The sequence below is a fragment of the Microbacterium sp. NPDC089189 genome, from assembly GCF_040685095.1.
Lineage (GTDB): Bacteria > Actinomycetota > Actinomycetes > Actinomycetales > Microbacteriaceae > Microbacterium.
The window spans coordinates 91,149-106,623 of record NZ_JBFBHG010000005.1; the positions used below are offsets into that span (position 1 = coordinate 91,149).

Consider the following 15,475-nt stretch of genomic DNA (forward strand, 5'->3'; position numbering starts at 1 on the left):
CGCGGACGCGTGCGCTCAGTCGGCGAGAGCGAGGGCGCGGTAGGCCGTGCGCGGGTTCTCCGGCGGCAGCGGCCGGCTCGGCGCGCGCAGCCCCGTCGTCCGGTGGTACAGCTCGTCGATCAGAGCCGTGGCGAGGTTCACGAGCTTCGCGATCTCGGCGTCGTCCCGGTCGACCCAGGCGCAGCGCGGCTCGTCGCCGACCGGCACGAAGTCCGCGTGCTCCTCCCACGCCACGAGCGTGCGCTCGGCGCCGAGCACGTGCTGCTGCCACCACACCTGGCGCAGGTAGCCGCGCGGGATCGAGCGCCACGACTTGTTCGTCGTCTTGATCTCGGCGAGCGTGACGCGGCCCTCGCTGTCGACGGCGACGCCGTCGGGGGTGGCGAGGTGTCGCTTCTCGATGACCGCGTGGAAAAGCGCCGACGAGGGGTGGATGCCGTGGGTCGCGGCGACCCAGGCGGCGATCTCGGGCTCGCGACGGCGGCCGTGGTCGGTGTAGGCGTTGCCCGAGAACCGCGAGCCCATGAGCTTCTGGTCGGCGGCCTTGGCGATCGCGCGCTCGCTCGTCAGCGTGGCGACATCCGTGGCCGTGATCCCGCGCGAGCGCGCCCGGATCCACGCCACCCGATCGCGGGAGTCCGCGACGATGCGGGCGGCGAGTTCGGGAGTCACCTCTCGAGGGTACGCCCGCCCCCTCCGCCCTCGTGCCCGCGACACCCGCCCCCTCCGCCCTCGTGCCCGCGACACCCGCCCCCTCCGCCCCCGCCCCGCCCCCGCCCCGCCTCCCCCGGTGTTCCCCTCCGCTCCTTCCCCCGAGTGCACGACGTCGCGCCGAGTGCACGACCTGCGAGCGCGGCGAGGCCGTTCGCTCGGCGCGAAGCCGTGCACTCGTGAGGCGATGCGTCCTCCACCGGGCGGGGGAGAGGGAGGGGCGTCCACCGGAGCGGCAGAAGGAGGGGCGAGGGAAGGACCGCGGGGTGAGGGTGGGGCGCATGTCGATCGCGCCGGGGCTGAAGGAACTGTCGTCGTGGCTGCGCTCGCGCCGCGCACTGCTCGAGTCGGGCATGAGCGAGCGTGCGATCGCCGACGCGTGCCGCTCGGGTCTGCTGCGCGTGGTGCGGCGCGGGTGGTATGTCGAGAACGGGCGGTGGATGTCGCTGTCGCCCGAGTCGCGGCACCTGCTGCACGCCGTGGCGGTGGCACGCGACGGCGGCGACGGCCTCGTCCTCTCGCATGTGTCGGCGGCCGTTCTCTGGGGGCTGCCGCTCTACCGGCTGGCGCCCACGCGGGTGCACCTGACGACGCCGGCACCGGCGCGCATCTCGAGCGGGCCCGACGTGCTGCGCCATGTCGCGCCGCTCGCCTCGGCGGATGTGGGGGTGCGCCACGGCATCCGGTGCACGAGCCTCGCGCGCACGGTTTTCGATGTGCTGCGCATGGCGTCGCCCGAGGCGGCCGTATCGTGCGGCGATGCGGCGGAGCGTCTCATCGCCCTGGACGGGCGGGAATGGAACCAGGATGCGGTCGGGGAGTGGCGTCATGACCTCGCCCGGCGGGTGGAGGAGGCCTCGGGCGCGCGCGGCGTGCGTCAAGCCCGCTGGCTGGCGCCATTCGCCGACGGCCGGGCTCAGTTGCCGGGCGAGAGCGTGAGCCGATTGCAACTGCACCGGCTGAGGTTCGCGCCGCCCCGTCTGCAGGTCGTGGTCGCGGCGCCGGGCAGCGGTCGGTACGACATCGACTTCGCGCTCGACGACGTGCGTGCCTTCGGCGAGTTCGACGGCGAGATCAAGTACCTCGACGAACGGATGCGGGCGGGCCGCTCCGTCGAGCGAGTGCTGCTCGATGAGAAGCGGCGCGAGGACTGGATCCGCGGCACGACCCAGTACCGCTTCGTGCGCTGGGGCGCCGCCGAAGCCGCTCACCCCGAGGCGTTGGCCCGTCACCTCGCCGCGTTCCACATCCATCCCCCGCGCTGACCACCGCCCCCGGCGCCCGCCACGAGTGCACGGCTTGCCGTCGAGCGCACGGCTTACGCGCGCGGGAAGGCCGTGTATTCGGCGGCAAGCCGTGCACTCGGCGATTGAGGGAGGGGAGAGGGGGAGTGAGGAGGGGATTTGCGGGGGGTGAGGGGCGGGCGTATGCTGGTCGGAGCCGAAGACCGCTGGTCGTCGTCGTGTGCGCAAGCGCAGGGCGTCGAAGCACTGCAGATGCAGGGGCCCGCGCAGGTGTACGAATCCCTTCTCGAAGGTGAAGCTCCGTGCGCTTGCGCCGGAGCTTTCGTCATTTCCAGGGGCGGTACCAGGTCGGCGCCCCGCTTCCGCGGCGCGCCTCGTACACACCAAGGAGTGACCATGGCGCAGAAGGATGCATCGGTTGCCGAGCTCACGAAGTCATTCGAGAACTCGTCCGCCGTTCTGCTGACCGAGTACCGCGGTCTGACGGTTGCCCAGCTCAAGCAGCTGCGCAACAGCATCCGTCAGGACGCCGAGTACGCCGTGGTGAAGAACACGCTGACCAAGATCGCCGCCAACAAGGTGGGGATCACTGCGCTGGATGACGACCTCAAGGGTCCGTCTGCTGTCGCTTTCGTGCACGGTGACTTCGTCGCCACCGCCAAGGCTCTGCGTGACTTCGCCAAGGCCAACCCGCTTCTCGTGATCAAGTCCGGCATCTACGAGGGCAACGCCCTCACCGCCGACGAGGTCAACACCTACGCCGCATTGGAGAGCCGCGAGGTTCTGCTGGCGAAGGCTGCGGGCATGATGAAGGCGACGATGGGCAAGGCTGCCGCCACCATCGACGCGCTTCGCGAAAAGCTGGAGACCGCAGAAGCCGCGTAAGCGGTCGGCGTTCTCGTTCACCAAACCCCATCTATCTAGGAGATACATCATGGCGAAGCTCACCACCGAGGAGCTGCTCGAGCAGTTTGCCGGCCTGACCCTCATCGAGCTCAACGAGTTCGTGAAGGCGTTCGAGGAGAAGTTCGAGGTCACCGCTGCTGCTCCCGTCGCCGTTGCCGGCGCTGCGGGCGCGGGTGGCGCTGCCGAGGCCGAGGAAGAGAAGGACTCCTTCGACGTCATCCTCGAGGCTGCTGGCGACAAGAAGATCCAGGTCATCAAGACCGTCCGCGAGCTCACCTCGCTGGGCCTCGGCGAGGCCAAGGCCGTCGTCGACGGTGCTCCCAAGGCCGTGCTCGAGGGCGCGAACAAGGAGACCGCCGAGAAGGCGAAGGCCGCTCTGGAAGAGGCCGGCGCTACGGTGACCCTCAAGTAAGGTCCCCCTTCTTCGGAAGCCCCGGATGCCTCGGCATCCGGGGCTTCCGTGCGTCCGGGTGAGATTCCCTTACCCGATTCCGATGAGAGGAATCTCATCGGATCGTCATCTTCCTGTAAGCCGCGCGTCCACCTTGATTACGTAGCCTCCTGATGTCCCCCTCGGAGAACACACAGGAGACCCATGTCTTTCTCGCAGCGAACGCGCCTCGTCCCGGCGCTCGCCTTCGGACTCGGAGCTACCGTCATCGGCGGCATGCTCGTTCCGACCGCCGCCGTCGCGGCGGAGCCCGCCGATGTCATCATCAGCGAGGCCTACCTCAAGGGCGGCAGCGCCAACGCGCCGTTCACGAACAAGTTCATCGAGCTCTACAACGCCGGTGGCTCGGCGCAGAGCCTCGACGGGTGGTCGATCCAGTACCGCTCCGCGTCCGGGACGGGCGGGCCTTCGGTCAACCAGGCGCTCTCCGGATCGATCGAGCCGGGTGACTACTTCCTCGTCTCGTGGCGCGGCAACGGCGACACGGGCGCCCCGCTCCCGGTCACGCCCGACCAGACGGTCGACGCCACCTTCGGCGCCTCGGGCACCACCGGCACGGTGTACCTCGCCTCCACGACGGCGGCGCTCTCACTGCCGACCGGGTCGGTCGTCGGGCAGCCCGACGTCGTCGACCTGCTCGGCTACGGTGCCTCGCAGACCTTCGAGGGCGCGGTCGCCCCGGTCGACGGGCCCAACGGCACGCCGAACTCCCTGTCGCGCACCACGCTCGTCGACACCGACAACAACGCGGCGGACTTCGTCAGCTCGGCAACCATCACCCCGCAGGCCTCGGCGGGCTCGACCGAGCCGACGCCGGAGCCCACGGGCTCGGGCGAGCCGACGCCGGAGCCGACAGGCACCGCGTCCCCGACCCCGACGCCGGAGCCCACCGGCAGCCCCGTTCCGGGCGTCATCACGCCCATCGCCGAGATCCAGGGCAGCGGCCCCGAGAGCCCGCTGGTCGGTCAGACCGTCACGACGCGCGGCATCGTCACCGCGGCCTACCCGACCGGCGGCCACAACGGCTTCTACCTCCAGACCGAGGGCACCGGCGGTGCGATCGATCTGGCAGCGCACACCGCATCCGACGCGATCTACGTCTTCGGATCGCAGGCCACCGCGAAGGTGGCGGTCGGCGACCACGTCGAGGTCACCGGCCCCGTCGCCGAGTACCGGCCCAACAGCCAGACCGTTCCCGGAACCAGCACGCAGATCACGCCCACCGCGGCGAACGTCACCGTGCTGACCGAGGCCGCCGAGCCGGTGCAGCCGGCGACGGTCGCGTGGCCCGCGGACGACGCCGGTCGCGAGACGCTCGAGGGGATGCTGATCGCTCCGCAGGGGCCGTTCACCGTCACCGACACCTACGACACCAACTTCTTCGCCTCCATCGGTCTCGCCTCGGGTGAGACGCCGCTGCGCAACCCCACCGACGTCGCGCCGGTGGGCACGCCGGAGCACGATGCGGTGGTCGCCGACAACGCGGCCCGCGCGGTCACGCTGGATGACGGAGCGAGCGTCAACTTCAACAACACGGCGAACAAGTCCATCCCGCTGCCGTACCTGTCGACGACCGAGCCGGTGCGCGTCGGCGCTCCCGTCACGTTCACGCAGCCGGTGATCGCCGAGTTCCGCAACAGCGGCTGGAACTTCCAGCCGACGCAGCAGCTCACGGTCGACAACGCCGCCACGGTGCAGCCGGCGACATTCGCGAACACCCGCACGGCGAGCCCCGCGGATGTGGGCGGCGACATCTCGATCGCCAGCTTCAACGTGCTGAACTACTTCACGACCACGGCAGCGGACGTGGGCTGCACCTCGGTCTACACCGACCGCGCCGGCAACCCCATCACCGCCAACCGCTGCCCGGACAACGGCCCGCGCGGCGCGGCGAACGACGAGAACCTCCAGCGTCAGCAGGCGAAGATCGTCGCGGCGATCAACGCGCTCGATGCCGAGGTGGTCTCGCTCGAGGAGATCGAGAACTCCGCCGCGTTCTCGCAGGACCGCGATGTCGCGCTCGGATCCCTCGTGGACGCCCTCAATGCCGATCTCGGCGCCGACGAGTGGGCCTTCGTCCCCTCGCCGACCCAGGTTCCGGCCGGCGAGGACGTCATCCGCACCGCCTTCATCTACAAGGCGGATGCGGTCGCCCCGATCGGCGACTCGGTGATCGACACCGATGCCGCCTTCGTCAACGCCCGCCGTCCTCTCGCGCAGGCATTCGCGCCGGTGGGCGACGACGAGGCAGCGTTCCTGGCGATCGTCAACCACTTCAAGTCGAAGGGCGACAGCGACCCGCCCGCGACCGGTGACAACGCCGACGGCCCGCAGGGCGCCTTCAACGGCGACCGCGTGCGTCAGGCCGAGGCGCTCGTCGACTTCGCGACCGCGCAGAGCGAGGCCGCAGGCACCGACGACGTCTTCCTGCTCGGCGACTTCAACGCCTACACGCAGGAGGACCCGATGCAGGTCCTCTACGACGCCGGCTATGTCGACCTCGGATCGCGCACGGGCAAGCAGACGTACTCGTACGACGGCGCGAGCGGCTCGCTCGACCACATCCTGGCCTCCTCGAGCGCCGAGAAGATGGTCACCGGCGTCGACATCTGGAACATCAACGCCGGTGAGTCGATCGCGCTGGAGTACAGCCGGTACAACTACAACGCCACGATCTTCTACGACGAGTCGCCGTACCGCTCGAGCGACCACGACCCGGTCGTCGTCGGGCTCTCGCTCGACCCCACGGTCGAGCTCAACCTGCTGAACATCAACGACTTCCACGGTCGTATCGATGCGAACACGGTGAAGTTCGCGGGGACGGTCGAGCAGCTGCGTGCCGAGTACGGTGACGAGAACACGCTGTTCCTCTCGGACGGCGACAACATCGGCGCCTCGCTCTTCGCCTCGTCCTTCGAGAAGGACCAGCCGACGCTCGACGTGCTGAATGCGCTGGAGCTGGATGCGTCGGCGGTGGGCAACCACGAGTTCGACCTCGGCTTCGCCGACCTCACGGGTCGAGTGACCGACGAGGCGGACTTCACCTACCTCGGTGCCAACGTGTACCACCGCGGGACGACCGACCCGGCGCTGCCGGAGTACGCGACCTTCGAGGTGGACGGGTTGACGGTCGCGGTGATCGGTGCGGTGACGGAGGAGACTCCGACGCTCGTGTCGCCGGGTGGGATCGCCGATCTGGAGTTCGGCGACCCAGTGGAGGCGGTGAACCGAGTGGCGGCGCAGCTGACCGACGGCGACCCGTCCAACGGCGAGGCCGATGTGATCATCGCCGAGTTCCACGAGGGCGCCGCCGCCGGCGAGACCGAGAACTCGACCCTCGAGGAGGAGCTCGCCGACGGCAAGGCCTTCGCCGACATCGTCACGAACACCTCCGCTGCCGTCGATGTGATCTTCACCGGTCACACGCACAAGAAGTACGCGTGGGACGCCCCCATCCCCGGCGCCACCGACCGGACGCGTCCGGTCGTGCAGACGGGCAGCTACGGCGAGAACATCGGCCAGGTCGTCCTGACCGTCGGCGCGAACAGCGGCGACGTCGTCTCCTACACGGCCGACAACGTGGCGCGCACGGCGACGGCAGACGCCGAGCTGGTCGCGGCCTACCCGCGTGTCGCCGAGGTCAAGACGATCGTCGACGGTGCCCTGGCCCGCGCCCGCGTGCTGGGTGAGCAGCCGGTGGGCTCGGTCGCCGCCGACATCACGACCGCCTTCGCGGGCGGCTCGTACGTCAACGGTGTCTACACCGGTGGCACCCGCGACAACCGCGGCGCCCAGTCGACCCTCGGGAACCTGGTGGCCGACTCCCTCGTGGCTTCGCTGTCGGACGCCGACCGCGGCGGCGCCGAGATCGGCGTCGTGAACCCCGGTGGTCTGCGCGCCGAGCTGCTCTACGCTCCCGATGGCACGATCACGTACGCCGAGGCCAACGCGGTGCTGCCCTTCGTGAACAACCTGTGGACGACGACCCTCACCGGGGAGCAGTTCACGGATGTCCTCGAGGAGCAGTGGCAGACCAATGCCGACGGCACGGTGCCCTCGCGGGCATACCTGCAGCTCGGTCTGTCCGACAATGTCTCGTACACGTTCGACGAGTCCGCCCCGCGCGGCTCGCGGATCACGGGCGTGTGGATCGACGGCGAGCCGATCGACCCGGCGCGCGAGTACCGCGTCGGATCGTTCAACTTCCTGCTGCAGGGCGGCGACAACTTCCGCACCTTCGCGGCGGGCACCGACACGCGTGACTCGGGTCTGGTCGACCGGGATGCGTGGATCGCGTACCTCGAGGCGAACGCCGGACTCGAGCCCTCGTTCGCGAGCCGCAGCGCGCAGGTCACCGGTGTGCCGGCGTCGATCGAACGCGGCGCCGAACTGAGCATCGCGGTCTCCAAGCTCGACATCCGCTCGCTGGGTGCGCCGGCCACGGCGTCGCTCACCGCGACGTTCGAGGGCAGCGACGCGACGTTCGCTCCGATCGCGGTCACGAACGACGCGGCCACGGTGACCCTGACGGTTCCCGAGGACGTGTCCGACGCCACCACGCTGGTGCTCACCTCCGACACCGGCACCGCGGTGCGCGTGCCGCTCACGGTGGGCGACCCCGCCCCGGTCACGCTGAACCTGCTGAACATCAACGACTTCCACGGTCGTATCGATGCGAACACGGTGAAGATCGCGGGCACGGTCGAGCAGCTGCGTGCGGAGCACGGCGACGAGAACACGCTGTTCCTCTCGGACGGCGACAACATCGGCGCCTCGCTGTTCGCGTCGTCCGTCGCCGACGACACGCCCACCCTGGAGGTGCTGAACGCGCTGGACCTCGCGGCATCGGCCGTCGGAAACCACGAGTTCGACCAGGGCTTCGCCGACCTCACGGGTCGTGTGGCGGATGAGGCCGACTTCACCTACCTGGGTGCGAACGTCTACGAGAAGGGCACGAAGACCCCGGCTCTGCCGGAGTACGCGACCTTCGAGGTGGACGGGCTGACGGTCGCGGTGATCGGTGCGGTGACGGAGGAGACTCCGACGCTGGTGTCGCCGGGTGGGATCGCCGATCTGGAGTTCGGCGACCCGGTGGAGGCGGTGAACCGTGTGGCGGCGCAGCTGACCGACGGCGACGCGTCCAACGGTGAGGCCGATGTGATCATCGCCGAGTTCCACGAGGGCGCCGCCGCCGGTGTCACCGAGAACTCGACCCTCGAGGAGGAGATCGCCGACGGCAAGGCCTTCGCCCGCATCGTCACCGAGACGGATGCCGCGGTGGATGTGATCTTCACCGGTCACACGCACAAGCAGTACGCGTGGGACGCCCCCATCCCCGGAACGCCGACGCTCACGCGCCCGGTGCTGCAGACCGGCAGCTACGGCGAGAACATCGGACAGGTCGTCCTGACGCTCGACGGCAGCACGGGTGAGGTGCAGGGATACTCGCAGCGCAACGTCGCCCGCACGACCACGGCCGACGCCGAGCTGGTCGCGGCCTACCCGCGCGTCGCCGAGGTGAAGACGATCGTCGACGCGGCGCTCGCGAACGCTGCGGAGATCGGCGAGCAGCCGGTGGGCTCGGTCACGGCCGACATCACGACCGCCTTCGCCGGCGGCGGGTACGTCGACGGCGTCTACACCGGCGGCACGCGCGACAACCGCGCGGCGCAGTCGACGCTCGGCAACCTCGTCGCCGACTCCCTGGTGGACTCGCTATCGGATGCCGACCGCGGGGGCGCCGAGATCGGTGTCGTGAACCCGGGCGGTCTGCGGGGCGAGCTGCTGTACGCCCCCGACGGCACGATCACCTACGCCGAGGCGAATGCCGTGCTGCCGTTCGTGAACAACCTGTGGACCACGACCCTCACCGGGGCCCAGTTCACGGCGCTTCTCGAGGAGCAGTGGCAGACGAATGCGGACGGCACCATCCCGTCGCGTCCGTACCTGCAGCTCGGTCTGTCGGAGAACGTCTCGTACACCTACGACGCGACGGCGGCGCAGGGATCCCACATCACGGGCGTCTGGATCGACGGCGAGCCGCTCGACCCGGCCCGCGACTACCGGATCGGATCGTTCAGCTTCCTCGTGCAGGGCGGCGACAACTTCCGGACCTTCGCAGCGGGCACCGACACGCGCGACTCGGGTCTGGTCGACCGGGACGCCTGGATCACCTACCTGCGGGCGAACGCCGGGCTCGAGCCCTCCTTCGCGAGCCGCAGCGCGCAGGTCACCGGCCTGCCGGCGGCCGCGGCACCGGGCGAGACGATCTCGTTCCAGGTGTCGGGTCTCGATCTCACCTCGCTCGGCAGCCCCGCCACGACGACGCTCCTCGCGAGCTTCGCGGGAAGCACGGCGGTGATCGATCCGATCAGCGTCGTGGATGGCGCGGCCACCGTGCAGCTGACAGTGCCGGCAGACGCCCCGGAGGCGAGCACGATCGTGCTGCAGGCGCCCCAGACGGGCACCGAGGTCCGGCTGCCGATCACGGTCGGTGTCGGCACCGGCCCGGGTGAGCCGGGTGAGCCCGGAACGCCGGGTGAGCCGGGAACGCCGGGCGAGCCGGGAACGGGCGAGCAGCCCCCGACCACGACGCCCCAGCCGGTGCCCGTGTCGGAGCTCATCGCCGCACTGCAGAACCTGATCGATGTCATCGCGGGCGAACTGCGCGCCGGTGCGACGATCACGATCTCCGTCGGCACGCAGTACGCCGGCGACTGGGTCACGGTCTGGCTCTACTCGACCCCGCAGCAGCTCGGCAACGCCTGGCAGCAGGTCAGTGCAGCGGGAACGGTGACGGTCACTCTGCCCGCCGGTGTGACCGGCACGCACCGACTGGTGGTGACGGATGCCGACGGCAACGTGATCGGCTGGCAGCAGATCACGATCGGCGAGCAGCGTCCGGGCCTCGCGGTCACCGGCGCCGAGTACGAATGGGTCGGGGGAGCATTCCTCCTCGGCGCCCTGCTGATCGCGTTCGGCATCATGGCGCGCTCGGTGCCGCGTCGCCGTCGCGGCTGAGCAGAGCCCACGCACGGAGGGGCCCCGGTCTGCGGACCGGGGCCCCTCCGTCGCGCAGGGCGCTCGGACCTCAGGTGGAGGGCGCGATCCCGCCGTCGGCCACGACGGCCGAGGCGGCGGAATCCACCGGTCCGGTGGTGTTGCGCACGATGAGGCGCGGCGTGACCTTCACGGCCTCGGGTGCTGCATCGGGATCCTCGATCTGTCGCATGAGCAGCTCGACCGCCGTCACCCCCTGCTCCCGCGGAACCTGCCGCAGGGTCGTCAGGGCGAACATCTCGGCGAACTCGTGATCGTCGATGCCGATCACGCTCAGCGCCGCCGGAACCTGGATGCCGAGCCGGCGTGCCGCGATGATCGCGCCGATCGCGACCTCGTCGCAGGCGGCGACCAGCCCCGTCGGGCGCGTGCGCACATCGCTCAGCAGATCGACGGCCGCCGCGTAGCCGGCCGGTTGCGTGAGCTCGGAGGTGACATGACGGATCTGATCCGAGAGGCCGGCGTCGCGCATCGCCTGCTCGTAACCGAGCACGCGTCCGGTCTCGACGTGCGGCCAGCGGGTGAGCGCCCCCGCGCCCAGGAACGCGATGCGGTGATGGCCCAGGGCGATCAGGTGCTCGGTGGCCCGGAGCGCCGTGTGGTGGTCGTCGAGGGTCACGACGCTCGTGCGCCCCTCGTTGCCGATGACGCTCACGACGGGTTTGTCGAGCGCGAGCATGAGGTCGAGTTCGCGCTGCTCGGGCTCGAGACCGACGGCGATCAAGCCGTCGAACCGTTTCCGGGCGAGGAACGACTCGAAGATGCGTCGCCGGCTCTCGCTGCCGGGCTTCGCGTCGTAGAGGGTGAGATCCAGTCCGCGGTCCAGAAGCGCCGTCTGGATGCCTTCCAGGACCTCGGCGAAGAACCAACGGTTGATGTAGGGCATCACGACGCCCACGTTCTGGGTGCGCCCGGTCGACAGGCTCTGCGCGTTCGTGGAGGGCACATAGCCGAGCTCCGCCGCGGCCTCGGCCACGCGGACGCGTGTGGCCTCGGAGACGTACCCCGCGCCGCTGAGCGCGCGGCTCGCGGTGGATTTGGACACACCGGCCAATCGTGCGACGTCGGCAATGCCGCTCATATCGCCACCCTTCTTCCTCGATGGGTGAGAGGACGTCCACATGCTAGACGAAAACGGCACAGTTCGGGAACCGGTTCCACACAGGGGTCGGTTCGCGAGAGCGCTCCCATGACCGTAGCAGACGTCGCGGGAGCGCTCCCATCCTCGGTTATCGAGTTGTGATCGTTCAGTGTTGTGTGTCGTCCGAGATTGGATTACGGTGGCCTGGAATCGGTTCCTGAGTGGGAACGATGCGCGGTGCATACAGCATTCGCGCGCTCAAAGAGGAGGAATCACATGATCAGATCGCAGCGGCGCCGTTTGGTCGCCCCGGTCGCGCTCTTGGGGGTCGCGGGCCTCGCGCTCGCCGGATGCGCGGAGACCAGCTCGACGGACAGCGGCTCGGTCGAGGGGCAGACGGTCCAGATCGCCGGTGGCATCACCGGTGGCGAGGCCGACGCGCTGAACGAATCGTTCGCGCAGTTCACCGAGGACACCGGCATCAAGGTCGTCTACACGGGCGACAAGAGCTTCGAGGGCAACATCGTCACCAAGGTGACCGGTGGCTCGGCCCCCGACATCGCCATCGTCCCCCAGCCCGGTCTGCTCAAGTCGCTGATCGAGACCGGCGAGGTCCAGCCCGGATCCGACACCGTCTCGGCCAACGTCGACGAGTACTGGTCGGAGGACTGGAAGGGCTACGGCTCGGCCGACGGCACCTTCTACGCGGCGCCGATGCTCGCGAACGTCAAGGGTTACGTCTGGTACTCGCCGGCGAGCTTCGCCGAGTGGGGCGTCGAGGTCCCCAAGACGTGGGACGACCTGCTCACGCTCACCCAGACGATCCGCGACACCACCGGCGCGGCACCCTGGTGCGCCGGCTTCGCCTCGGACGCCGCCTCGGGCTGGCCCGGCACCGACTGGATCGAGGACCTCGTCCTCCGTCAGTCCGGCGCCGAGGTCTACGACCAGTGGGTCGCCAACGAGGTCGCCTTCACCGACCCGGAGATCAAGGAGGCCTTCGAGGCCGTCGGCGAGATCCTGCTCAACCCGGACTACGTCAACGCGGGTTACGGCGATGTGAAGAGCATCAACTCGACCGCGTTCGGTGACGTCGCCGCCGCTGTGGCCGACGGCCGCTGCGCGCTGACCCACCAGGCGTCGTTCCTGTCGGCGAACTTCCTCGAGGCCAAGACGGCCGCCGGTGAGACCCCCACGGTCGCGCCCGATGGCGACGTCTACGCCTTCCTGCTGCCGGGCATCACCGCCGACGGCGAGCAGTTCGTCGAGGCCGGCGGCGAGTTCGTCGCGACGTTCTCCGACAACGAGGCCGTCCAGAAGGTCGCCGAGTTCATGTCGACCCCCGAGTTCGCTGACGCCCGCGTGGAGCTCGGCGGCGTGATCTCGGCCAACAAGGGCGCCGACGCCTCGCTCGCGTCCAGCCAGTTCCTCACCGACGCGATGACGCTCCTGCAGGACCCGTCGACCGTCGTCCGCTTCGACGCATCCGACCTGATGCCGGCGACCGTGGGCAACGGCTCGTTCTGGAAGGGCATGGTCAACTGGATCGACGGCCGTCCGCTCGACCAGGTGCTCAGCGACATCCAGGCGGGCTACGACAACTAATCCCGTCCGGTACGCTCGCGACCGCGGGGCCACTCGGTTCTCCGAGTGGCCCCGCGTCCCCCGCCTTCGCGGGCGACCGATAGGACCAGAAGGACGACGATGTCGCAGACGAAAACATCGGAGCCGCTCGTGTTCGTCGACGAGCTGCCCCCACCCAAATCCGCCCGCGTGCGCCGCATCGCGGCGGTGGTGGCCCTCGCGGCCGCCGCTGTCGCCGTCGTCGCCGTGGTGCTGCTGTTTCTCAGCCCGCCCGCCGACGACGCTCCGCCGACGTCGCTGGGCTTCTCGCTGAACAGCTTCTTCGTGTGGATCGGCGGGCTGAACCCGCTGGTCCAGATCCCCATCGTCGTCGCCGTGTTCGGGCTGGTGGTGGCGCTCGTGCTGCTGCTCATCGAATACGCCCCCCGGCAGGGCAAGGTCTACACGTGGCTGCGTCTGGCGGCGTGCTTCCTCATCCCGGTCCTCGCCTTCATGCTGCTGCGCCCGTACCAGAACGCGCTCTTCTATGTGATGGCGATCGCGCTGGGCCTGGGCGCGCTCCTCTTCTTCGCCGACTACCGCTCGCGCGAGGGTGCGGGTTACGTCTTCCAGCTGGTGGTGTTCCTCGCACCGGCCATCCTGATGCTGCTCATCGGGCTCATCTACCCGGCGATCTCGACCTTCATCCAGTCGTTCTTCGACAAGTCGGGCGACCAGTTCGTCGGTCTCGAGAACTACATCTGGACATTCACGAACCCCGAGGGCTTCTGGTCGGTCATCAACACGATCATCTGGGCGCTCTTCGCTCCGACGCTCTCGACGGTGATCGGTCTGGCCTACGCCGCCTTCATCGACCGAGCGCGCGGCGAGAAGATCCTCAAAGTCCTCGTCTTCATGCCGGTCGCCATCTCGTTCGTCGGCGCCGGCATCATCTGGAAGTTCGTCTACGACTACCGTCAGGGTGAGCAGATCGGTCTGCTCAACGCGATCGTCACGCTCTTCGGCGGTGAACCCGTCGGCTGGCTCGATGCGCAGCCGTTGCTGAACACCTTCGCCCTTCTCGCCGTGTTCATCTGGACCCAGACCGGCTTCGCGATGGTCATCCTCTCGGCGGCGATCAAGGCGATCCCGACCGAGCAGCTCGAGGCGGCGCAGCTGGATGGGGCCTCGCCGTGGCAGCGCTTCACCAACGTGACGGTGCCCGGCATCCGCTCCTCGTTGATCGTGGTGCTCACCACCATCACGATCGCGTCGCTGAAGGTCTACGACATCGTCGCGGTCATGACCGGTGGACGCTCCAACACCTCGGTGCTGGGCTTCGAGATGGTCAACCAGCAGCAGCGCTTCCAGAGCTTCGGGCACTCCTCGGCGCTGGCCGTGGTCCTGTTCCTGTTCGTGCTGCCGTTGATCATCTACAACGCTCGTCAGATGAGCAAGCAGAAGGAGATCCGATGAGCGCGGTCACCGAGACCAAGCCGGCGTTCGACGGCAAGGCGGCGCGACAGGTCGCCCGCGAGACGCGGCGTCATGAGAAGTCGGCGCAGAAGCGACTGACCTCGAAGACGGCGACGCTGATCGCGATCATCATCGCCATCTTCTGGACGATTCCGACATTCAGCCTGTTCGTCACCTCGTTCCGTCCCGGTGCCGACTCGCAGACCAGTGGATGGTGGACGGTCTTCGTCGACCCGGCGTTCACGCTCGACAACTACTTCGACGCGCTGACCTCCGGCGGCACGGCGCTGACGTTGGGCGAGTCGTTCCTCAACTCGCTGGCGATCGCGATCCCCGCGACGATCATCCCGATCGCGCTGGCCTCTCTCGCGGCCTACGCGTTCGCGTGGATCGACTTCAAGGGCAAGAACTTCCTGTTCGTGTTCGTGTTCGCGCTGCAGATCGTGCCGATCCAGATGGCCCTCGTGCCGCTGCTGACGCTCTTCTCCCGCGGCCTCGAGATCAACGGCGTTGCGGTGTTCCCCGGGTTCGAGCTGCGCGGGGTGGAGCACAGCTTCGCCACGGTCTGGATCGCCCACGCGATCTTCGCGCTGCCGCTGGCGATCTTCCTGCTGCACAACTTCATCTCCGAGATCCCGAGCGAGGTCATCGAGGCGGCCCGCGTGGACGGTGCCGGGCACGGGCAGATCTTCTTCCGGATGATCCTGCCGCTGGCGATGCCGGCGATCGCCTCGTTCGGCATCTTCCAGTTCCTGTGGGTGTGGAACGACCTGCTCGTCGCCACGATCTTCGCGCCGAGTTCGTCCCTGCCCCTGACGCAGACCTTGAACTCGCTGTCGGGATCGTGGGGCGACCGCTGGTACCTGCAGTCCGCCGGTACCTTCATCTCGATCATCGTTCCGCTGATCGTGTTCTTCGCCCTCCAGCGGTTCTTCGTGCGCGGTCTTCTGGCGGGAGCCACGAAGGGCTGAGTCCGTTGCACAG

The 15,475-nt window shown here is 68.9% G+C and carries 9 protein-coding genes; 7 read left to right on the plus strand and 2 right to left on the minus strand.

The genetic code is table 11. The features are described 5' to 3' along the window. Positions 1-15: 15 nt before the first annotated feature. Positions 16-672: a YqaJ viral recombinase family protein gene (locus tag AB0N73_RS04470; protein ID WP_363560781.1), complete on the minus strand. Its 657-nt coding sequence runs from the start codon at positions 670-672 to the stop codon at positions 16-18. A 320-nt stretch (positions 673-992) separates the two neighbouring features. Between AB0N73_RS04470 and AB0N73_RS04475 the strand changes: the two genes are divergently transcribed. The 4 genes from AB0N73_RS04475 to AB0N73_RS04490 all read left to right on the plus strand — a co-directional run bounded on the left by AB0N73_RS04475 (position 993) and on the right by AB0N73_RS04490 (position 10,332). Continuing rightward, on the plus strand, positions 993-1,976 hold the full coding sequence (locus AB0N73_RS04475; protein WP_363560783.1) for a hypothetical protein: 984 nt from the start codon (positions 993-995) through the stop codon (positions 1,974-1,976). A 375-nt stretch (positions 1,977-2,351) separates the two neighbouring features. Next, positions 2,352-2,840, plus strand: a complete 489-nt coding sequence (gene rplJ / locus AB0N73_RS04480) for a 50S ribosomal protein L10 (protein ID WP_363560785.1) — start codon at positions 2,352-2,354, stop codon at positions 2,838-2,840. Between the two features lie 49 nt (positions 2,841-2,889). Beyond that, on the plus strand, positions 2,890-3,273 hold the full coding sequence (gene rplL, locus AB0N73_RS04485; protein ID WP_363560787.1) for a 50S ribosomal protein L7/L12: 384 nt from the start codon (positions 2,890-2,892) through the stop codon (positions 3,271-3,273). A 183-nt stretch (positions 3,274-3,456) separates the two neighbouring features. After that, entirely contained in the window at positions 3,457-10,332 is a 6,876-nt protein-coding gene (locus AB0N73_RS04490; RefSeq protein WP_363560789.1) for an ExeM/NucH family extracellular endonuclease, read from the plus strand. A gap of 70 nt (positions 10,333-10,402) precedes the next feature. Here AB0N73_RS04490 and AB0N73_RS04495 read toward each other — a convergent pair whose 3' ends face one another. Next, on the minus strand, positions 10,403-11,452 hold the full coding sequence (locus tag AB0N73_RS04495; protein WP_363560793.1) for a LacI family DNA-binding transcriptional regulator: 1,050 nt from the start codon (positions 11,450-11,452) through the stop codon (positions 10,403-10,405). Between the two features lie 276 nt (positions 11,453-11,728). Here AB0N73_RS04495 and AB0N73_RS04500 point away from each other — a divergent pair, with 276 nt between their 5' ends. From AB0N73_RS04500 to AB0N73_RS04510, 3 genes are all read left to right on the plus strand, one after another. Next, positions 11,729-13,057: a carbohydrate ABC transporter substrate-binding protein gene (locus tag AB0N73_RS04500; protein WP_363560795.1), complete on the plus strand. Its 1,329-nt coding sequence runs from the start codon at positions 11,729-11,731 to the stop codon at positions 13,055-13,057. 99 nt (positions 13,058-13,156) lie between these two features. Next, positions 13,157-14,491 (plus strand): sugar ABC transporter permease, encoded by a 1,335-nt coding sequence (locus AB0N73_RS04505; protein WP_363560797.1) that lies wholly within the window; start codon positions 13,157-13,159, stop codon positions 14,489-14,491. Continuing rightward, positions 14,488-15,462, plus strand: coding sequence for a carbohydrate ABC transporter permease (locus tag AB0N73_RS04510; protein ID WP_363560799.1), 975 nt, complete (start codon positions 14,488-14,490; stop codon positions 15,460-15,462). Before AB0N73_RS04505 ends, AB0N73_RS04510 begins: the two co-directional genes overlap by 4 nt. Positions 15,463-15,475 lie beyond the last annotated feature (13 nt).